The following is a 20789-nucleotide window of genomic DNA, read 5'->3' as shown; positions in this document are numbered from 1 at the left end:
CATCAGGAACTTATGACAAGCACCACGAAGCCCTCGAGGTCACCCTATGGACACGAGCAGCTACTACAATCAGTGCTGGACCGGCGTGCTAACTAGTCGTAGCTGTGATATTTCCAGGCCATCTTCCGATATCTGGTCATCAAACTTAAGCACAGGGCCAAAAACACCTACCGGAACGCCGCCAATGAACCGTACATCACGTACTTCCAGCAAGCTATAACCCTCACCGATGTAGCGTGCCGTGGACCCGTTATGGGATCTTCTGAAAGAAGTATCGAGCTTGGCGTGTACCGGATGCTGGCCAGCCAGGACGGCGCAGTAGTCGGCGGATGCTGCGTTGAAAATCGCACGGTCAGGGGCCGACACCTCTGTCAGTTCGACGTCTCCGAAAACCGAGCATTGCGGGCTTGGAACTATCGAAGTGCTTGACGAAGAGGTCGGTGGCGGTTGTGAACACGCTACCATAAGCGCAAAACAAGTCAGCAAATAGATCTTCATCTAACTTCCTCTTTAGGCGCTACATACTAAGGTCGACTGAAGCAGGATGCGTGTTGGTGGATGCTGAGATCATGGACCGCAGGTAACGCCCGTCCGTGCTGATTCCCGGCACATGCTTTCGACAGAGGCATCTGCTTGCTCGTCGATAGCCTTCATGTCAAATCCGCCCTTCCGAGTCCAAAACCATTGAGGGTGATCTATACCAAGTCCCTTAGCGAATATGCCTTCAGTAATTCCCGCGCGACGCTCGTTGAGCTTGGACCAGGAGCGGCCCCTTGGATCCCAAGAGCACATTGCCGAAGTCAAGCGCCAACAGCCGTTTCTGGCCTCACCGAAGGTGGGTTAGTTGTCCGAAGCCGAATCCAGTTTTCGAACCTCTTTTAGATACTTGTAAAGCAAGGCGCGGGAGATGCCCATCCTGCTGGCCACTGCGGGTGCAGCATTGCGGATGTCCAAGATTCTGGCCTCATGCAGCCGGGCAATCAGTTCACGACGTCCAGTGGCGTCCAGTGCTCGGGCGGACATCCCCAAACCTGTTTCGTGATTGCTGACGATCTGTTCCAGGACTTGCCGCCAGTTGTCATGAAAGAAGCGTTCTGGCTCGGGTGACGGGGGAAGAAACGCCAGCGTCTCGAGACTGTCCCGGACGCGCTCCAGCATGGTCACATCGAAGTTGACACAAAGCATGCCATGTGGATTACCTTTCTCATCGCGCAGCACCGCCGTGATGCACCGCATGTTGCGGCCATCGGTGTTGGTCTTGCGATAGGGACCGATCACATGCTGCACCAGTGCCTCATCCGGAAAGCGATCACCGCTGGAACTATCGCCCACTTTGCGCTTGGAGATTGGATTGGCGATATGGGCGATCTTCATCGTTAGAAGGTCATGGACGACCACTTCAACGTGAGGCCGAAACAGCGCCGCTATCGCGTCGGCAACGGGGAAATGCGGCGCAAGAGAGGCGGCAGGGCTGGGACGATTGGGCATGTCGGGACGTGGCGGCAGCCGTGTTGGAAGCTTGCAGCGTAGCTTGATCAAGTAGGCTTGTTCAAATTATCTATAGTTGACAAAATGTCTAGACCGGATCTAGCCTAGCTGCGACCGGACGTTCGGCGCGGCAACAGAAGGCATTGTGTGGCGAGCAAAAAAGGTCTTGGCGTTATCTCGAGTTGGCTGGCTCTGATCCTTGGCGCAGTGGCCGCGTTGGGCGTGCCGACCTCGGCCAGCTGTCATTCGCGGCAGGACCTGCAGCAGCCGGACATTGCAGCACCGCAAGACCGGAGGTTCGACGGCACGATACGACTCGAGGTTGACGCTCGCGATGTCGTGCGCAGGGTTTTCTATGTCCGGGAAACCATCCCCGTGCAGGTGCCGGGTAAAACGACCTTGTTGTATCCAGAGTGGGAAGCATCCAGCCACGCGCCCACCATATCTGCGGCAAGTTTGACCGGACTGGTGGCGTTCGCCGGCTCGCAGCGCTTGGAGTGGCAGAGAGATGAGCTTGAGATGCACGCCTTTCATGTCGATGTACCTGAAGGCGTTGATGACATCACGGTCGAGTTCCAGTACGTAGTACGGGCAGGCGAAGCGTTCCTGCGTCCGGACCTGGTTGCGGTGCAATGGCAAAGGCTACTGCTCTACCCCGCTGGCTGGTACGCGAGAAACATCCCCATCCAGGCAGGTGTCCGTCTCCCGAGCGGCCTGCACACTGTTTCTTCATTGCATGCCGAAGAGACCTCAGATGAATCAGTGCGGTTCGCTGCCACGACGCTGGACGCGTTGTTGGACGCCCCGGTGATAGCCGCGAGATACATCCACTCTCACGACTTGGGCCTGCCCGGACAGCCCGCCTTCCGGCTGAGTCTCTTGTCGGACAGCGAAGAAGCACCCGATCTCCAGAATCGAGACGTGACCGACATGCGGCGCATGATGCGAGAAACCCATGCTGTGTTTGGTCGGGCGCCCTATAGAAGGTTCCAGGCCATGGTGATCCTGAGCGATGCATTTCCTCCTGGAGGCGTCGAGCACGCTGACTCTGCGGAGATCTATCTCCCTGCGGATTACTTCCGTGATCGCTCCAGCCAGCTCAACAACCTCGATCTGATCGTCCACGAGCATGTGCATGCATGGAATGGGCGCTTCCGTGTGCCGACCGGACAATGGACGCCCACACCGAACACACCGATACGCAACGGAATGCTGTGGAGCTACGAAGGTCAGACCGAGTTCTGGGGGCGAGTACTGGCGGCCAGAAGCGGCCTTCGCAGCCACCAGGAGACGCTGGACAAGCTTGCATTGGACGCGGCCAACGTCCAAGCGATGAATGGCCGAGCGTGGAAGACGCTGCGAGACACTACGAACGACCCCGTCTACTTGTCGAGCCGCGCTGCCGTATGGCCGGAATGGCAGCGTCGTAAGGACTACTACACAGAGGGAGTCCTGCTCTGGCTGGAGCTCGATATGATGCTTCGCGAGGGTTCCGACGACCAGTATGGTCTGGACGACCTGGCTGCCGCGTTCTACTCCGCCGACATCGGGCCAGGTCCGCATACCTATACGTTCGGTGATCTCTGTGCCGCCTTGCACAGGCTTCTGCCCATTGACTGGTCGAAGCATCTCAACGAGCGACTCGATACGCACTTGCCGCTGGTACTGGGCGGTCTGGATCGTGCGGGCTGGGAGCTTGTCTATGATGACAAGCCCACATCCACCTTCCTGCAATACGAAGCAGAAATGGGGGGCTACGACGTGCGTCACTCCCTTGGCATGGTGGTCGACACGCGGGGACGGGTGCAGTCGGTCATGTGGGACGGCCCGGCTTACCGTGCGGGCATCGGCCCGGGGGCGGTGCTGGAGGCGATCAATGGCGAAGCGTTCTCTGGCGAAGCGCTGCTGAGCGCGATCGAGAAAAGCGCCGATAACCCCATCTTTTTTCGGATGAGCATTGACGCTTATCGATCCGACCTGGAGATCGACTATGACGGAGGCCCGCGCTATCCGCATTTGCGCAGGATTGGCGGCCGCCCTGACCGACTGACGCAACTCTTGAAGTCACGATCACCCTAGATGCCGAGCTTTCATTCAAATGACGCTATTGTGGGAGCACCTATGTCGGCCAACGAGCAAGCGTAACTAGAGCTTCCGGGCTTGCGTCCGGCCAGAAGCGGACATTCGGCTTACGTTTGATCTCGTATTGGTGTTTCAACCGAAGCGTCGGCCCGGGCAAGCCGGGCCGACGGCGGAACACAACAAGCTCCCTACTGCAGCGTCCTGTTCAGATCATCACCAAAGCCGAGCTGCGCCCCCGGCCTTGCGGTCGCACCCGCAAACCCTGTGTCGTACACAGCCCGCGTTTCGCCCACGCGGTTTAGCGGACGCCGCGACGGCCCAAGCGGTTGGTCTTCCACCTGGTCCAGGATGGCGCGTACGGCTTCCACGCCGTCATAGATGGCCTGCCCTATCCGCGGCAGCGTGTGGTCGGCGAACTCGGCTTCGTGGCTGCCGGCCACCACGTCGCCGTGCGCGGAGATGGTCTGAGTCAGAAGGTCCAGTGAATCAATCTGAGCCAGGGTGACGCCAAAGGAATAGCGTTCGGCGACCGCGACGGAAATTTCCTGCATCTTCTCGGGCGCATCGTCCTCGTCCTCGTCTTCGTCCTCTTCGTCCTCTTCCTCTTCCTCTTCCTCTTCCTCCGCATCGGCATCGGCATCCGTACCCGCATCCGCATCCGCCTTAACCGCCCTCGCCTTCCGCTCCGCGGGCCTCGACAGCTCTTCCAACACCAGGTCAACCTGCTCTGACAGCAACTCCAGGCAGATCGCAATCTCTCCTACCCGCACGTCGGGCGTGCTTTCGTTGGTCTCGTCCGACGTGCGCGGCTGCGCCAGCCGGGACAGGAACTCCGTGTAATCGCGTAGCTTCTTCAGCCGGAACTGGCTGTCTTCCGGCAGGAAATAGCCGGGCGTGCTCAAATCGTTTGATTCATGCTTCGACATCGTTGCCTCCTTATTCCATTAAGTGACCCGCCCACGGCGGACGGGAAGTCGGGAGGTTCGAAACCGCACAGAGCCGGCGGGCATATTCCCCTTGCGGGTGTTGTATTAGCCGCCCTCCCGACGCAGGCATCGCGTCGGTTGCGCCTGTGGAAAACAGGCACAAAAAACCCACCGGTTTGACGGAGGTGGGTACCGCTCTGTGAGGAGTTTCGACGCTCCTTGTTCCGAAGCTTGCACCTGAAGAATCGCGGTTGTCAACCATCAAGGAATTTGCGGGACACTGCACCAGAGAGTCAGGGAATCCTGCCCTCCCGTAGCCACCGGAGAGCGTCTTCCGTCCATCGGTCGGCATCCTTGCCCTGCTTCCGGACCCCGAAGGCATGCCCGCCGGTTTCATAGACGATGAGCTCCACGTCGACGCCTGCCTTCCTCAGCTCTCGCTCATACACCACAGAATAGTGAACCGGATCGACGGGGTCGTCCTTGGCGTGTATCAGCAGCGTCGGAGGCACATCCTTTGAAATGACGATGTCGGTGTTGAGTTCCTGGGCTGCGATGGCTCTGGGCGTTTTGTTCTTGTGTTCCATCGTCATGTGCCCCGGATAAACCGGGATTGCGAAATCGGGACGACTGCTGACCTGGTCAACTTCGTCAACCGGCTCATAGGAACGCGAGTGGAATGCCGTGCTGGATAGGACCGCAAGATTGCCTCCGGCAGAAAACCCCATGACGCCGATCCTGTCTGGATCGATGCTGTATTCGGCCGCTTTGAACCGGACCAGAGAGATAGCCCTTTGCGCATCCTGCAATGCCATCGGCACTTCAGGCGTGTCGTGCCTCCTGGCTTCCTTGTTCCAGTTGCAGCCGGTATTGGGAACGCGGTACTTCACCAGGATACAAGTGATCCCGGAGTCTGTCAGCCACCGGCAGACATCGGACCCATTGGGTCCGATCGTGCTGTTCGGGCCGATCGCCAGTGCCTTGTAGCCGCCTCCAGGGAAAACGAGGACAGCGGACCGCGTCGAACGGACCTGCGGGGAATAGAGCAGGAATGTCGGACGGGTGAGAGCCCATTTTTCGTTGGCGAGCTCTCTGATTCCGTCCTGCAGGACTTGCGAGTCCTCAGGCCATAACGGCACTTCTTGTGGGTAGTCCGCCGCAATCGAAGCCCCCGCACAGGAAAGGGCCAGTAGACAAGTGACCGTCAAGGCGAGAAGACGGACGGTGTGCATTTGCTTCTTCCTGTGCCGCGCCGGGCCGTGGCTTCGAGGATTGCCCAGCAGCTTAGGCTGCCCCTGGTCGGTAGGCAACCAACCGCAAGATCGAATGTCCGCATCAGGTCGGCCACGGCCTGTCCTACCCCCGATAACCTTCCCTAATCCTCCGCCGCGATGTCGACCCCAACTACCGGCGGTCTCTAGTCTTGTCGGACGCTTCCTGGAAGCGCGCCTGAGCTCACGTTCGTTTCGAAGTACTCCTCGGACGATTGGCGACGCCGATGGAATCCCGGCTTCGTCCACTCAGGGGTTAGTCCTCTAGGGAACTCTCCAGCAAACTCACATAAGCATCGAGCTGAAAACGTAAGCCGACCAGGAACCAACCGCCAGCGTATAGAAGTAGCATTGTCCAGATGAGAAGTCCCGCCACTAGATTGACGTCGAACGCGCTGGTCCAATCGCCCCACTCCCAGTTGCGGAACTGCAGGTAAAGCGCGACCAGAAGCGGGAGTATCCCCAAACGCTGGATGCCTCCCAGCAGCAGACCCATCCGCTCGCTCATGCTATACCGCAGGGTGGTGACGAAACGTAGCCGCGCTTCCCGCTCCCGACGTGGGAAACGGCGCAGGTCGGCAACCACATCCCACCACTTGGCGAAATCCACATCCAGCGCGACTGCATGGGATTCTCGTGGTCGCACGAACTGCGGTAGTTCTCGTCTGATCATCAACCCTACAGATACTGTGAGGCCAACCAACTCCGCGATGAGGCAAACCACCGCCACCGGAGTCACCACCGTGGGCGGAACCCAGCGAGTGAGCGCATCGGCGCCGAGGCCGATACCCGCCATTCCTAGGCCGAACCAGAAGGACCACTTCTCCAGCTTGGATGCATTCGGCTGATGGCTTTCGACTACGTAACTCTGCACGCGCTGATACAGCCATGCGAACGTGAGTGAATCAGGCCGCGCCGCCGACGTCACGGAAGCATCTGTTCTCATTTCATCCAAATCATTCCCCTTGGGCGTCCTTTGTGTGGATGATAGCGCCGGGTATTAGGGAGGGTCAGCTATAGATAACCAGCGCAGCCTGGACCGCGCCAGGTCTCTTTAGATAAGGGCGTTCTGCCCGCTCCGGCAGCCCTGGCATCAAACCCATTTTCTCAAGAATCGGTTTAACATAGGAGATAGCGACGGGGGATTAGGGGCAACAGGGATGGCTTCAAACATTCGATGGTTGTTGGGGCTTGCGATCATGGCAACTGGCCATGCTTCGGCCCAATCCGATTCCACGACTGCTCGTGCGGGTACAGCGCTTCCGGTTTGCATGCTGGGGGCGGCGGCGCCAGTTCCCCTGGCGAAGCCCGTGTTGACGTCGGATTCGGCCGTTGCCAGAACCTGTCTGGTGGACGCAGCAACTGCCAGCAAGGATGCCCGGGTAATCGATCTTCGCCCGCGGGATCAGTACGCCGCCTTCCATATTCCTGGGGCCGACAACCAACCGATGACGGCGCTGATGAACCAGGGTTCCAAGAAGGCCGTCGTTTACGATGGCGGCAAACTGCCGCAGGACGCGCAACTGCTTTGCGAGCGCCTGGCGCGCTACGGGCTCACGCAGTTCCAAGTGATAGATGGCGGTCTGGCGTCGTGGTCCCAGTTGCATGCGCCCGCCCGGGCGGCAGAAGTCAGTCGGCTGAGCGATGCAGATGTATCCTCGGCGCTGTTGGCCAATGAAGGTCAGGTACTGGCGCTGTCAGCGGAGTTCAACCCGGTGTTGAAGTCCATCCAATCCCAAGCCCGTAAACCGGGCAAGCGGCTGATTGTGTTGGCGAGCTCTCCCGCTCTGCTGCCGCAGATTCAGAAACAGCTCTCGCGGAAGCCGGGCGGCCGAACCGCCTTGTACTGGATTGGTGACGCCGGTCGATTGCAGAGCCTAATCAGTACGCACATCGCCCAGGATCAGAAGCGGCTGGAAGGCCCCGGCCACAGCAACACCTGCAGCTCCCTTTAACGGCCCTGCACGGAAGGTTGATCGACCGTCACCGCCAGGAACTTCCAGTCCGAATAGTGGCTGGCGCTTTCGAACTCCGCTTCTTCCGGGTCGAACCCGGCCTGCTTCAGCGGTTCTTTCAGCGATAGCGAGTACACGCCGACGATCTGGTCGCCCTGGGTAACGAGTCCCCATTCCTGCTGGCGCGTGATCGGATCGACATAGTTGCGGCGCAGATGGCGTCTGATGACAGGCCCCCGTTGGTCCAACAGAAGATCCTGCATGGAACGCGGAAACGCACGCTCCGGGCCCGCCATGCGATAGCTGAGAAGTGCCGCTCGGACCTCTCGGCCGATCCGTAAAAGCTCCTGCTCCTCCTGTCGTCGCGTCTCATAGAACTGCACCGTAGCCACCGCCGTCACGCTGATTGAAAGCAGGGCAATCAAAAACAGTACGTAGAGATAAGCATAGCCTTGCTGACGGTTCATGGCGCCAAGTTGGTGTATGACACGCCATTCAGGGCGACGCCTTTGGCGCCACTGCGCACGTCGCTCATCCCTCCCCTACCCTCGCTTGTGTCTTCCATTGGCAGCCAGGTCGTCTTGCTGTCGGTAATCGGATCCAGCGGGATCTCGCGAAGGTACTTTTCCTCCACCAGCTCTTCGAGGTTCTGTGGGTAGCGCCCCTTGTCCTCATGAAATCGGTCAATGCTCTCGCGCATGGTCCGTAAGCTGGACGACAACGCAACGAACTCGGCCCGGTCAAGCGACGATTGGTAGCGCGGCAGGGCCACCACCAGCAGCAGCGCGATGATCGCAACGACCACGATCAGCTCGATGAGGCTGAAGCCCCGAGACATCCGGCGGCTCACGTCGACTCACCATTCACGGTAGGGCACATCGTTCAGTCCATTTTCGGTTGAGGTGCTGTAGACGTCGAAGACGTCCTCCCCTGCCTGCGGATCGTCAGGTGGACTGGCGTAGCTCCTCAATCCCCAGGTCTCCTCCGGGGCGGAGGTTTTGCTTTCGGAAAAAGGATCGGCCGGCACCCTGCGCAGGAAATAGATTTTTGCCCCAGACGGACTGCTGACATCGTCCACACCGGACGCCAGTACGGCAAGATCGGGGGGATACCCCGTCGCCCCGCTCTTGGTGGCGATCCGGCCGGCATCGACGGCACGCTTGTACTGATCGATAGCGCCACGGATCTGGCCCAAGGCCAATCGTAGTTCAGCCTCCTGCTTACGCTTGACGACGCTTTGGGCCACCGGAACGGCAATGGCCAGCAACGTGGCGATGATGGCCAGGCTGGCCAACAGTTCAATGAAGCTGAAGCCACGGGACGCGTTGGCTCTCATCGGATACTCAGGCTGCCAGTCGACGTGCGTACCTGTCCGGTGGCTGGGTTGGTTTGCGCCGAGAGGATCTCCAAGTCGGTCTTGGACGAAGCTGCCAGCGCTTTGAACGTCACCTGCAACAAAGTACCTTGCCCAGACACCGCACTGCCCTGCCGGACGACGGCCGCGACGATCTTGCCATCGCTCAGGTTGACCTGCTTGGTCAGACTGCTCTGCCCCCCGCCCTGGTTCATGTACTGCCCCTCCTCCACGCTGACCACCTGCAGTATCTGCGGATCGAAACCGAGCATTACCGGCACCTGGTCGATCGGCTGCGTCGAGCTGATATTGAGTAGCGCGGTGAACTGTTCTCCCGCTTTGACTTCGGCAGGAAGCTGCCAGCCCAGAACCACCTGCGACGATGCAGGCAAGGGCGTCTGGCTGACGTTCGGCTCGGCGATGGGCGTGATGACCGGACTGACTACCGGCACATCGGCGGCCACGTCTGCAGCCACGCCAGAGGCAGGCGCCGCGCTCTCGGAGGCTTGCGGCAGCTCGGCCGGCCGCATATCCGATACGCCGCCCAAGCGAGTGGCGGTGCCGCTCTCAAACTGCAGCTCGCCCAGCCCTGGGCGTGCGATGCCACGGACCAGGCGTGGCGTGATCGACAGCACGATCTCGGTATCCTGCTGATCGGACTTGCGCGTACCAAAGATGCGGCTCAGTACCGGAAAGCGGGATATCCAGGGCAACCCGCTTGCCGTCTTGCGATCCTCCTTGTTGATCAGGCCGGCCAGCACCTGCGTCTCGCCGTCGCGAAGCCTGAGCGTGGTTTCGGCATTGCGCGTGCCAATCTGATAGGACAGCGTTCCGGACTGGGTGGTGATTTCCCGTACCAGGCTGCTGACCTCAAGGTTGATTTTGATGGACACTTCGTCCGAAGCGAATACATTGGGTTCGACTTCCAGCTTCAGGCCGACGTCGACATAGTTGACCGTTTCCGACACAAACCCCGTCGAGGTCGAGGTGGAGGTAATCACCGGGACCTTGTCGCCAATCAGGATCTTGGCCTTCTGCCGGCTTTGAACCCGGATCTTGGGATTGGCGAGGATCTTTGCATCGGAGCGGTCATCGGTCAGGCGGATGCTGGCATTGGGAATGTTGGCCAGCACGCTGCTGGAGTTGAGCGCCCTGAGCTGATCGACGTTGAGCCAATCGCCAGACTGGTCGGCACCTTTGATGGACAGGCCAATCTCCTTGGGAAGGTTCAAGCCCGCGTCCAGCAGCGCGGTCCGCTTCACCTCAAGAATCTCCACGTCCAGCATGACTTCCGGGTCGCCGATGTCATGCAGCGCTACCAGCTTTTCGGCAAGCCCGATCGCCTCGGGGCTGTCGCGCATGACGATCATGTTCAACTTCTCGTCCACTACGATGCTTTCGGTCTTCAGGATGGACTTCAGGCTCTCGGCCACGGCTTTGGCATCGCCGTTGGAAAGAAAGAAGCTGCGCACGCTGAGCTGGCGGTAGTCGCTGATCTTCTGCGGCGTGCTGGGGTACACCAGCATCGAGTTGGCATTCAGTATCCGGGTTTCCAACTGCGTGGAAAGCCCGATCATCCGTATGGCTTCGTCCAGCGGCGTCTCGCGCAGGAACACCGAGACCTTCAGGTCAGGCCGGATCTCCTGGTCGTAGACAAAGTTGATGCCGGATGCCTTGGACAGCACCTCGAACACCACTTTGGCCGGCACGTCCTTGAACTCCAAGGTCACCGGCTTGCGGAAGCGATCATCCAGTCCTTCGTCGAGTTTGCGCTGGAAGGTCGCGGCGCGAATGCGCTCCATCGAATTGAGCGCCCGCGGGTGGCGCGGGTCCTCTGTCAACACCAGCGAAGCCATTCGCTGCGCTTCGGCGAAGTTGCCCGCGCCGATCATCTCGTCGATCTTCGTCGCCTGCTCATCATGGCGACGCCGCATGTTCAATGCGGTCTTCCGGTCCTGGATCAAGGGATTGCCGGGATCGATCTGCTGTGCGGCCTGGTAGGCCCCTTCGGCCTTGGCCAGGTCGCCAGCGGCCAAGTGCTGCTCTGCTTGCGTTGCTAGTGCAGACAAGGCTTCGCCGCGCTTGCGCAAGTAGTGCTGCCGGTATCGGATGTTGTCCGGCGAACCTTCCGATGCCGCTTGGTATCGTTGGACGGCATTGACGTAGTCGCCGGCTTCGAACAGCTTGTCGGCCGCCCGGTAATGGCCCTGCGAGGCACAGGCGGCCAGAATGGTCAGCAGTGCGAATAGCGCAATGCGGCGCGTCAGTGTTCCGGGGCTAACCTTGCTGTACATCGAACATCATTCCTATTCAGACATCGTGACGCTGCTCACCGGGTACTGGCGGGTGGTGCCATCCAGCAGGAAGGTGAACTGGGCGAATCCTTCAGAGATTCCTTCGAAGCGGTAGAGATCGGCCACCACCTCGTTCGGTTGCAAGGTGTAGCTCTCCTTCTCCCATTCGACGAAGACATAGGGCACCGCATCGGTGAGCATCCAGCCCAGGATGAGGACTTCCGCCGGCGGTGGCGGCGGCGCGGACGGCGCCTCCACAACAGCAGGCGGGGGTGGCGGTGCGGGCGCGGTAAACAGGTCGCGCGGCATGGCTTGTCCGCCGCGTTCGACCAATGACGGCAACACTGGCGCCACCGGCTGGGGACGATTAACCGCAGCCACCACCGACACAGTCTCCGCATTCGGTTCGGAGGGAGCCGGCCGCAGCCATAGCGCGGTGACCAGCGAGATCACCGCCAGCGCATAGAGCTTGGCGCGCGTGGCTCCCTTCATTGCGCCCCCGCCTCTTCAACGTCGCGATAGGCGATAGTGACCTGGATTTCGGCTTTCAGCTCGGATTGGCCTGCATCCTCGCGCGCCAAGCGCAGCCGGGACAGATAGGCGGTGCGGCCGATGGCCTGCGCGCTATCCAGCATCGGCCCAAGCTCCTGCCAGTTGGCGTTCATTGCAACAGTGGCCGTCTGGCGAATCACACGGCTGTCCTGAATCGGGTCATACGCAAACTTGATCTTGCCCGGGGCGATCTCTCCGGCTTTCAGCTTTGACAACGCTTGTGCGGTCAGCGCAAATCGCTCCGAGAACGCGGGAAATGGCTCGTCGGTTGGCGGCGCGACGTCAACGGCAGCAACGATGGCCGCGACCCCTTGTTCCTGGTCAATCGACGCAAGCCGCAACAACGACATCGCCAACAGCAGCACCTGGGTCGTCAATACCAGCCACACGGCGCTGATCAGCCAGGCCAGCTTCCCTCGCATCAGGAACCAGCGATTCACGGCCCATGTCAGGCGGCGGAAGTCTATGGCGCCCACTGTGCACTCACCTCGAAGATCGTCTGTTGCGGTTGGCCATCGAGCGCCATCAGCTTGACCTGCCGCAACTGTCCGCGCTGCTGCAACAGTGCGGTGTAGTCGTTGGCCTGCGCAGCGGTCGCGGCACTGGCGGATACCCGCACACTGCCGGTGACAGGGTCGACGTCCAGCGTCAGCAAGCGGATATCGGCATCGGCCGGCACCAGGCTTGCCAGCAGGCCGTTCCAATCCCGATTGATCAACGCCAGTTGCTGGATCATCTGCGCGAGTCCGGCCTCATTGAGACTCGGTTCGCGCGGGGACTTTCGAGCAGGCCCGGGAGCGGCCGCAGGAACAGGCGAAGGTCGCGCAGCGGCCTGTTGTCGTTGGATGCTGTTATCGACCGAACGCTGTCCCCATACCAGGGCCGCCGACACGGCCAGTGCGGCGGCGGCCCATACCAGCCGTTTCCCCCGCTTGGGTGGCCGGAAGTGCAGACCGCTGCCCCCTGCCCAGCTCATGCCACGGCTCCCAGCAGGGCCACGCCGTAGGGGTGAGGGGAATCGGGAAGCGCCAGCAGCGCCGTCGCGTGCTCGGATCGATGGAACTGGCTGGGCAGGAACCAACGCACCTGCCCGGCATCAGGAAAGTCCATCTGTTTGCGGTGCAACCAAACAGGCACCTCGTCCAGGCCCTCGCCTTGCGGCGACAGCACCTCGACGTCGGTGAGCGTGCCGTCCTGCAGGTGCAGGCCCACCACCGCGTCCTCTTCCTCGATGACCAACAGCGATGTCCCGCGCGGCATCCGCGCTGCGTAGCGTTCGGCAATGGCCACCGCGCTGCAGGTGACCGTGCCAATCGTTGCGCCTGCCGTTGCCAGCAGATCTTCGACCGACCGCAGCCACGCCGATGGGTAGGCGACCGCGACGATTGGCTCGCCATAACGAGGCCATTGGATCCGGATGTCGTGGGCAGTGCCGTCCAGCCCGTTCTTCTCCCAGGCGTGCAGCACCCGTTTCCTGATGGCGGCACCGGTGTTGGCGGTGGACAGCCAGGGCAACGTCAGGAAACCCGCGGTCGCTGCCGATATCAGAACGTCCACGCGAGTCTTTCCGGCTGCCTGCGATTGCAGCCACTGCGCCACGGGCGCCAGGGTTTGAGCGCTTTCCGGAATGAGCGCGCCGGACGCATGGGCGTCCTGGCTGCCACGCGCCAACGCAAACCAGGACTGAGAGGTGAGATAGAGCAGGCAGGACTTCATTTCGCTAGTCGGCAAAGGTGACGCGGTTGATCTCGGCCAGCGTGGTCTGGCCGCTGAAAAACAACGCCAGGGCGGCCGACCTCAGGCTGGGTCCACCCTGGCGGGCCGCCTCCGCACGCAGACTGCTGACCGGCGCCTTGGTGGTCACCAGTTCTCGAAGCCTGTCGTTCATGGTCAGGTACTCCGCCACCGCCCGCCGCCCCTTGTAGCCGGTGCCACGGCAGTGGGAACAGCCGACGCCGGCGCGCAGGTCCCGCCCTGCGATGTCTTCGGCGGTCAGGCCCGAGAGGGCCAGTAGTTCGTCGTCGGGCCGGTACGGGCGGGCGCACTCCGGACAGTTCAGGCGCAGCAGCCGTTGCGCCCATACGCCAACCAGCGCCGACGCCAGGCTGTAGGAGTCCACTCCCATGTGCAGCAGGCGCCCGACGACATCGAAGACATTGTTGGCATGTACCGTGGTCAGCACCAGATGGCCGGTGAGCGCGGCCTGCACCGAGATCTGCGCGGTCTCTTCGTCGCGCACCTCGCCGACCATGATCTTGTCGGGATCGTGGCGCAAGATGGAGCGCAATCCGCGAGCGAACGTCAGCCCTTTCTTCTCGTTGACCGGAATCTGCAAGACGCCGGGGAGCTGGTACTCGACCGGGTCTTCGATGGTGATGATGTTCTCATGGCCGTGGTTGATTTCCTGGATCGCCGCGTAGAGCGTCGTGGTCTTGCCGGAGCCGGTGGGACCGGTCACCAGGATCATGCCGTAGGGTTGGGCCACCAACCGGCGCAAGGTGGTGACGGCGCCATCGTCCAGCGAGAGGTCCGCCAACTGGAGCAGGTTCTCGCGGCTGCCGGTCAGGGAACTGCGGTCCAGCAGTCGCAGTACCGCATCCTCGCCGTGGATGCTGGGCATGATGGACACGCGGAAGTCGACTTGCCCCTTGGCCGTGCGCACCCGGAAGCGGCCGTCCTGCGGGACGCGCCGCTCGGCAATGTCCAGCATCGAAATCACTTTGATGCGGGAGATCAAACGCTGCGCCATATCGACGCCCGAGATCTCGGAAATGGCGACCAGCACGCCGTCCAGGCGGAACTTCACGCTCATCCCCGACGGCGTGGATTTCAGGTGAATATCCGAGGCGCGCTGCTTCAATGCATCGTACAGGATGGCGCTGACGGCCCGGATGACCGGGTTGGAGTCCGATTCGATCGTCTCCAGCGAGATGACTTCGCCATCCGTGCCGTCGACGTCGGTTGCGTTGTCGCCGAGTTGCTGTTCGGTCGCCCTCACCGCCTGCTCGGCGCTGGCCAGCAGCAACTGGATGTCGTCCAGATGGGCCAGCTTGGCCTGGTAGGGCCGGCGGATGGCAGAGCGCGCCAAATCGACGGTGTCGCGTGAGTACGGGTCGGCCAGCACCAGCAGCAGGCGGTCGTCGGCTTCGCGCAGCGCAATGCAGCCACGGCGCGCGCATTCCACATAGCTCAGCAGGTCGAAGTCCGGAGTTGCGGCAAACAAGGCCTCAGAACCGATGGCCGGAATACCGGACAAGCGCGACAACGCGGCCACGAAGTCCTTCGCCGCCAGCGCCTGTTCCTGCTGCACCAGCGCCATCCAGCTGGTGTCGCCCGCCACCGAGCGCAAGCGCGCCTCACGTACCTGCTGCGCAGTCAGTTCCAAGGTCTGCTCTAGCGTATCCATCAGCCGACGTTGCCCACCAGATCGAAGATGGGCGCGTACATCAGCACGACGATGGCGCCGATGACCACGCCGATAAGCGTCATCAACAACGGCTCGAACAAGCGTGAGAACGTCTCCACCTTGCGGTCCAGGTCGGCGTCCAGGAAGTCGGCCAGCTTGTCGCTCATCGCTGCCAATGCACCGCTGCGTTCGCCCACGCGCAACAGGCTTTCGGCGATGGGCGGCACCATGCTGGTGCCGGCCAGCGATTCGCTGAGCATCTGCCCGGAGCGCAGGCGCAGCATCGCTGCCGAAACTTCGGCGGCCTGCAACGGATTCAACACTCCACGCACCATGTCCAGCGCTGGCAGCAACGGAATGCCGCTATCGAGCAACAGCGACAACGTCCGGTAGAACCGCGATAACCCCAAGGCGCACAGGATGTCCGAGAGCACCGGCACCCGCGCGGCCGCCCGCAACAAGACGGCGCGCCCCTGGGAATGCAGAATCAGCCAAGCCCCGCCAGCGACCATCGCGGCCAATGCCAGCACCAGCGCCCACGGGTATTCATTGATGAACTGGCCGCACCGCAGCAACACCCGCGTGCCCACTCCCACCTGCCGACCGGACCCATCCAGAATCGCGGAGAACTTCGGCACCACGTACGCCACCAGAAACAGAATGACGCCGCCCCCCACGATTAGCAGCAGCAACGGGTAGATCGCACTGGCTGTCACCTTGCGCTTGATCTGGCCGATGCGGGCGTCGTACTCAAGATAGCGCTCCAGCGTGGCGGCCAGTCCGCCGGCCGTTTCACTGGCGGCCACGCCGGCAACCAGCACCGGGGGGAATAGCTCGGCTTCATCGGCCATCGCCGCCGAAAAGCTGGCGCCCTCGCGCAGCCGCGCCAGCATGCGAGCCAGCACATCGCGGAAGCCGGGATTGCTTTCCTTGCGATGAAGGGTTTCCAGCACCTCCACCACGTTGAGGCCGGCGCGAAGCAGCGTCAACGCTTCCTGCAGAAAGACCGTCTGCGAATAACGGACCGGCGACTTCAACGCGACATCGTGGCCAGATTCCACCCGCAGTACCCGCGCGCCGCGGCGGGCGGCTTGCAGTTCCGCCGCCTCAGCCGTATCGGCGTCGATCTCCAGCCATGCGGTGCCCGTTCCCACGGACACCAATATCCGGTGCTTCATCGCTACCCATCCACTCCGATGTCGGCATCCTCGCCATCCCCGCCCGGCCGGCCATCCTTGCCGTAGGAGATGACATCGTAGTCCGCCGTGTTCCCGGGGATACGGTAGATATAGGCATTTCCCCACGGATCGGCCGGTACGGCTTTCTGCAGGTACGGCCCGTTCCAACGGGGTTCGGCATCGGGCTTGGTGACCAGCGCGCTGAGTCCAATCTCGGGACGCGGGAAATGACCCACATCCATCCGGTAGGTGTCGATGGCCTTGCGCAAGGCGTCGATCTGATTGGCGGCGGCGGTGCGCTCGGACTTGCCAATCTGCTGGAAGTACCGGGGCGCCACCAATGCCACTAGCAGGCCGATGATGACCACCACCACCAGCAACTCCATCAAGGTAAAGCCGCGTTGTCTGTTCATGCCTAACGTGCTCATCACAGTGCCTTCAGCGACCAGGTCAAATCAGGATCCTGCTCGCCAATATCAGTGGTGGAGGTCAGGATGATTTCGTTCAAACTATTGGCCGATTCGTTCTGGCCGATGGCGCCGAATAGCAACGTGCCGCTGACCACGTTGAATCCCGGTGCCGCCGAAACCGTGGCCGTCACGGTGTTCACCTTGGGCCCGTCGTTGCTGATGGATATCCGATAGCGATAGGTCCAGCGGCCCAGCAGAGGGATATAGGTCTTCGATACTCGCTGATATCCGGAAACACTGAGGTTGTCGGTCGAGGTATGGACGCCGTTATCCACCGTGGTACCGCGGACGCTCTGGCCCAGGGCGCCCATGTACTGCGGGTCTTGACTGCTGGCGCGGCCCACGGTGATCTCGAACGGCTGGTCGCCATCGCGCACGTTGTCTTTCACCGCAGAGATTTGCGCGATCTGCGGCAACCACCAATTCTGCGGTGTGAAGGTCAGCTGCTGCGGCTGCACGGTAGCTTCCGAGGTGTCGCTCGAACTCAATGGCACCTTGACCTCATGCGTTGGGGCACGGGTCAGCGTGACGGTGAACATCGCCAGTCCCAGCGTTTCGTTGATACGGATGTCGCTCGGTGCCGTGACCCGGATGCCTCCCAGCTGCGGACTGGCCGGAATCACCAGCGAACCGGGCGCATACGCGCGTGACAGTCCCTTGTCGTCGTAGATGACGCCGTAGACGTAATACACGCCAGACGACAGCCCCGACATGTTCCAGGTGTAGCTGCCGCTGTGGGTACCGGCGTCCTGAGTCAGACCGTCGACGATACGGATACCGGCGAAGCCGCTGCCGGTCTGATCGTAGTAAAGGGCGATCTTCGGTTCGATGTTGGGATCGGTGCCGTTCCAGGCAATCGTCGCCATGCGCGAACTGGCATCAGTCAGCGTCGCCGGACTGGTGACGGCGATGGTCGGTGGCACGTAGCTGTCGGTGCTGATGAACAGCGTGGACAGCGGCGTCCATTCGCTGGCTGCACCGCGTACGTCCCGGGCACGGGCGCGCCAGTAGTGCGTGGTCTTGTCGGTCAGCGCGGTGGTGGACTGCCAGGACGGCGTGCTGCTGGTGCCGGTGGCCACACGCGAGGACATACCCGCATCGGTATACACCTCGAACGCGTACAGCAGCGCGTCCTCCTCCGGATCCTGGGACGGATGGACCGTAAAGGTGGGATGCAATGTGTTGACCCAGGCACGGTCGCCGGGGTTGGCCAGGGTTGGCACCGATGGCGCTTCGTTTTGGGCATCCAGGATGAAGTCACCCTGCACCCACTCGCTCTGGCTGTGTCCATCGCTGGCTTTCACCCGCCAGTAGTAGTGCTGATTCTCTACCAGCCCCACCGCCTGCCAACTGGTGACGCCACCGGCCCCCTCAGGCAACGAAGGCGATGCCTGACGCGCAGATGAGTCGAAGGTATTGACCACATCGATTTCGAAGTCGTAGGTCACCGCGTCGCCGTCCGCGTCAACAGCGTTGTTGACTTGCAAGGTCGCCGTGCCTTCAGTGGTCACCCGCGAACCTGGCAATGGGCTGGCAATGGTCGGGGCAGTCGGGGCCTGGTTGCCGGTGAACACGCGGAAGCTGCGCGCCGGCGTCAGCGTCCTGGCCCCATGCGTATCTGTGGCGATAGCGCGCCAATAGTAGGTGGCGTGGTTGCTAAGCGGGATAGCAACCGTCCACTGCGTGGAACCGCTCTCGCCGCCGGTCAGCCCGCTGACGCTGTCGTGCAACTGCGTCAGCGCGGTGTCGGTATAGACCTCGAAGCCGTAGGTGACTTCGTCTCCATCCGGGTCCACGGCATTGGTCGCCGACAGTTGCGGGGTTAGTGTCGCCACGTCCGCCCCGGCTTGCGGCGATGTCAAGTTGAAGCTGCCCGGCGGGTCGTTGAACAGGTTGACGAAGAAGGTACTGCTTACCCATTCGCTGTTGACGCCACCGGCACCGATGGCACGAGCGCGCCAGTGGTAGCGGCGGTTGTCGTCAAGATCGGACTCCGGCTGCCACTGCGTCGGCTGTCCGGCGGTCGGGTTCTTGGGCACGGTCGCTTCGCCAACCAGTTCCGACATGCCCACGTCGCCGTAGATCTGGAAGTGCACCGACTGGGTAGGATCGTTGCTGGCCTCGCCCGTCAACACCTGCAGCGCCGGCTTCTGGCTGGCGACCTGTGCGCCCGAAAGCGGGGCGACAACCTGCGGGATGGCCGGACCGGCCGGCGGCGCAATCGATTCCACCCGGATCTTGGCCGATCGGGTGCCGCTCAGGCTACCGTCGCTGGCTACGTAATTGATCACATAGCTGCCCGCCTGCCCTTCCTCAGGCGTCCAGTCGAACACCGCGGTGCCATCGCGCTGGTCCTGGAAAGTCGCGCCGGCAGGCAGTGGGCTGGCCGAGAGCGTGACGCTCTTGCCCATGGGACTGGACGCTTCCACCAGGAACGACACCTGCTCATTTTCCTTGACCACGCGGTCGGGAATGAACTGCAGCACCGGTGGCCTGGGGTCCTGATCCAGCGGCTTGAACGCTACCTGGTAACCACCGGGCGAATTGACGTCGAACACGTTGAACCAGTAGTCCCACTGCTGGGTGTCGCGGTTCTTGGTCTTGGACAGCCACACATTCTCCGGCGCCATCTGCTTGGCGTCGGCACGCACCACGGTGGACAGGGCCATCTGGCCCCGGTGCGGGTCGGCCTTGCGGACGTAGAAGAAGCCTTGGGTTGCCGGCATGACCAATTGGTAGGCACTACCGGCCACCGCCAGTTGCGCCTCAGCCGAGCGGTCGGTGACCGCGCTGTCGACGCCGTCGGATTCGTAGACCTTGTAAAGCCCGCCATCCACCGCCAGGAAGTCGCGTACGATATCGCGGCCGGGCAAGTCTACGCGCACATCACGGACCAGCAGATGCGCGTTGGTACCCTGCAACAGCGAAGTCAGCGACCCGCCCAGTTCGTCCGAATGGGTGAACGTGGCGCTGAAATCGACGAAGGTGCCGGCGAGGTTGCTCTCCATCTGCCAGCGGCCCATCTTGCTGCTGTTGGGGGCGATATTGCCGAAGTCGATCAGCAGCGAGTTGGTCGCCGGCATGTCCTGCACATAACTGCCCAGGATCACAAAGTTGATCGGCAATCCCTGCAGGTTCTCGACGATGCGCGGCTGCGCCGAATCGATCTTCAGCTTGTTGGCCGCGGCCAGGCCGCTGTTCTTGACGCGCACACCTAGCGTATAGGGTTCCGGTGCCTCGATTTCGGTAGTAAAGGGATCGTCGGCAATGATGTCGCGGGTCAGGAAGTAGTCCAGCGTCAACGAGGGCATCGGCTTGACCAGGATGCTGTCGGGGTTCAACTCCATCGTGTGGGTTTCGGTGCCGAACTGGTAGCGCAACGTGGCGCCCACCAGATAGCGCTTGCCGAATGGCGTCTCGCCGGCGGAACCAGGTGCGGGAATCAGCATCCAGTTCAGCACTGCCGTCGATGACGCAGGCACCTGGCCGCTGCCGCTGGTGTCGTCCTTGGTCTGGCGGATAAAGAACTTGGCGGTCAGATCGTTCGGGTCGGTCGTAATGGTGACCGGCACTCCGTTCTCGTCGGTGACCTTCACGTCCACGCTGACATGGGTCAACGGTATGGCGGGCAGCGAATTGGTGATGCGCATCTCGGCGTCGAACGCCTGGCGCTCCAGCGTCAGTTCCTGCTTGATCTCGATCTTGACGCGCGCGCAAACCGACTCCTGCGCAGCCAACGGCCCAACAAAGATCCCAAGCAGCGCCAACGTGGCCAAGCCCGATTTGATGTACTTCCCTATGCCCCGAACCATT

Annotated in this window: 19 protein-coding genes; 2 read left to right on the top strand and 17 right to left on the bottom strand. The window is 61.7% G+C overall.

What is annotated here, in order from left to right; genetic code table 11:
* Nucleotides 1-69: 69 nt before the first annotated feature.
* Together CRO39_RS20425 and CRO39_RS03805 are read right to left on the bottom strand one after the other, a co-directional pair.
* Nucleotides 70-498 carry a hypothetical protein gene (locus CRO39_RS20425; RefSeq protein WP_141400711.1) on the bottom strand — a complete coding sequence of 143 codons (429 nt, stop codon included), beginning with the start codon at nucleotides 496-498 and terminating at the stop codon, nucleotides 70-72.
* A 342-nt stretch (nucleotides 499-840) separates the two neighbouring features.
* Nucleotides 841-1488 carry a helix-turn-helix transcriptional regulator gene (locus CRO39_RS03805; RefSeq protein ID WP_097120505.1) on the bottom strand — a complete coding sequence of 216 codons (648 nt, stop codon included), beginning with the start codon at nucleotides 1486-1488 and terminating at the stop codon, nucleotides 841-843.
* A gap of 147 nt (nucleotides 1489-1635) precedes the next feature.
* Here CRO39_RS03805 and CRO39_RS03800 point away from each other — a divergent pair, with 147 nt between their 5' ends.
* Nucleotides 1636-3567: a M61 family metallopeptidase gene (locus CRO39_RS03800; RefSeq protein ID WP_097120504.1), complete on the top strand. Its 1932-nt coding sequence runs from the start codon at nucleotides 1636-1638 to the stop codon at nucleotides 3565-3567.
* 191 nt (nucleotides 3568-3758) lie between these two features.
* On the opposite strand, the gene CRO39_RS20840 is transcribed toward CRO39_RS03800, so the two are convergent.
* The 3 genes from CRO39_RS20840 to CRO39_RS20835 all read right to left on the bottom strand — a co-directional run bounded on the left by CRO39_RS20840 (nucleotide 3759) and on the right by CRO39_RS20835 (nucleotide 6713).
* A complete protein-coding gene (locus CRO39_RS20840) occupies nucleotides 3759-4496 on the bottom strand; it encodes an XAC0095 family protein (RefSeq protein ID WP_176520153.1) in 738 nt (245 codons plus the stop codon).
* 293 nt (nucleotides 4497-4789) lie between these two features.
* Complete coding sequence (locus tag CRO39_RS03785) at nucleotides 4790-5728, bottom strand: alpha/beta hydrolase (protein WP_097120503.1); 939 nt, start codon at nucleotides 5726-5728, stop codon at nucleotides 4790-4792.
* Nucleotides 5729-6023: 295 nt separating this feature from the next.
* Nucleotides 6024-6713 carry a hypothetical protein gene (locus CRO39_RS20835; protein WP_176520152.1) on the bottom strand — a complete coding sequence of 230 codons (690 nt, stop codon included), beginning with the start codon at nucleotides 6711-6713 and terminating at the stop codon, nucleotides 6024-6026.
* Nucleotides 6714-7116: 403 nt separating this feature from the next.
* Between CRO39_RS20835 and CRO39_RS03775 the strand changes: the two genes are divergently transcribed.
* Complete coding sequence (locus CRO39_RS03775) at nucleotides 7117-7722, top strand: rhodanese-like domain-containing protein (protein ID WP_176520151.1); 606 nt, start codon at nucleotides 7117-7119, stop codon at nucleotides 7720-7722.
* Here CRO39_RS03775 and CRO39_RS20420 read toward each other — a convergent pair.
* The 12 genes from CRO39_RS20420 to CRO39_RS03715 form a co-directional block, all read right to left on the bottom strand.
* Nucleotides 7719-8189, bottom strand: coding sequence for a type II secretion system protein (locus tag CRO39_RS20420; protein WP_141400710.1), 471 nt, complete (start codon nucleotides 8187-8189; stop codon nucleotides 7719-7721). The two genes, CRO39_RS03775 and CRO39_RS20420, sit on opposite strands and share 4 nt — an antisense overlap.
* Nucleotides 8186-8572: a type II secretion system protein gene (locus tag CRO39_RS03765; protein WP_238394530.1), complete on the bottom strand. Its 387-nt coding sequence runs from the start codon at nucleotides 8570-8572 to the stop codon at nucleotides 8186-8188. The genes CRO39_RS20420 and CRO39_RS03765 overlap by 4 nt, the downstream gene beginning before the upstream one ends.
* A 6-nt stretch (nucleotides 8573-8578) precedes the next feature.
* A complete protein-coding gene (locus CRO39_RS03760) occupies nucleotides 8579-9058 on the bottom strand; it encodes a type II secretion system protein (RefSeq protein ID WP_097120499.1) in 480 nt (159 codons plus the stop codon).
* Nucleotides 9055-11370: a cohesin domain-containing protein gene (locus CRO39_RS03755; protein WP_097120498.1), complete on the bottom strand. Its 2316-nt coding sequence runs from the start codon at nucleotides 11368-11370 to the stop codon at nucleotides 9055-9057. The genes CRO39_RS03760 and CRO39_RS03755 overlap by 4 nt, the downstream gene beginning before the upstream one ends.
* 12 nt (nucleotides 11371-11382) lie before the next feature.
* Entirely contained in the window at nucleotides 11383-11862 is a 480-nt protein-coding gene (locus CRO39_RS03750; RefSeq protein ID WP_097120497.1) for a hypothetical protein, read from the bottom strand.
* Nucleotides 11859-12362, bottom strand: coding sequence for a hypothetical protein (locus CRO39_RS03745; RefSeq protein WP_141400709.1), 504 nt, complete (start codon nucleotides 12360-12362; stop codon nucleotides 11859-11861). The genes CRO39_RS03750 and CRO39_RS03745 overlap by 4 nt, the downstream gene beginning before the upstream one ends.
* 23 nt (nucleotides 12363-12385) lie before the next feature.
* Complete coding sequence (locus CRO39_RS03740) at nucleotides 12386-12658, bottom strand: hypothetical protein (RefSeq protein ID WP_097120495.1); 273 nt, start codon at nucleotides 12656-12658, stop codon at nucleotides 12386-12388.
* A gap of 236 nt (nucleotides 12659-12894) precedes the next feature.
* The gene (locus CRO39_RS03735; RefSeq protein WP_097120494.1) at nucleotides 12895-13638 is read right to left on the bottom strand and encodes a hypothetical protein; all 744 of its coding nucleotides are present in this window, start codon (nucleotides 13636-13638) and stop codon (nucleotides 12895-12897) included.
* A 4-nt stretch (nucleotides 13639-13642) separates the two neighbouring features.
* A complete protein-coding gene (locus tag CRO39_RS03730) occupies nucleotides 13643-15328 on the bottom strand; it encodes a GspE/PulE family protein (RefSeq protein ID WP_097120493.1) in 1686 nt (561 codons plus the stop codon).
* The gene (locus tag CRO39_RS03725) at nucleotides 15328-16482 is read right to left on the bottom strand and encodes a type II secretion system F family protein (protein WP_162125682.1); all 1155 of its coding nucleotides are present in this window, start codon (nucleotides 16480-16482) and stop codon (nucleotides 15328-15330) included. Before CRO39_RS03725 ends, CRO39_RS03730 begins: the two co-directional genes overlap by 1 nt.
* Nucleotides 16483-16508: 26 nt before the next feature.
* Nucleotides 16509-16919, bottom strand: coding sequence for a type II secretion system major pseudopilin GspG (gene gspG / locus CRO39_RS03720; RefSeq protein WP_176520149.1), 411 nt, complete (start codon nucleotides 16917-16919; stop codon nucleotides 16509-16511).
* Nucleotides 16920-16933: 14 nt separating this feature from the next.
* Nucleotides 16934-20788, bottom strand: coding sequence for a fibronectin type III domain-containing protein (locus tag CRO39_RS03715; RefSeq protein WP_141400708.1), 3855 nt, complete (start codon nucleotides 20786-20788; stop codon nucleotides 16934-16936).
* Nucleotide 20789 lies beyond the last annotated feature (1 nt).

Origin of the sequence: Pseudoxanthomonas wuyuanensis (assembly GCF_900215535.1) — a bacterium.
Lineage (GTDB): Bacteria > Pseudomonadota > Gammaproteobacteria > Xanthomonadales > Xanthomonadaceae > Pseudoxanthomonas_A > Pseudoxanthomonas_A wuyuanensis.
This window is presented reverse-complemented; position numbering and strand designations above follow the sequence as displayed.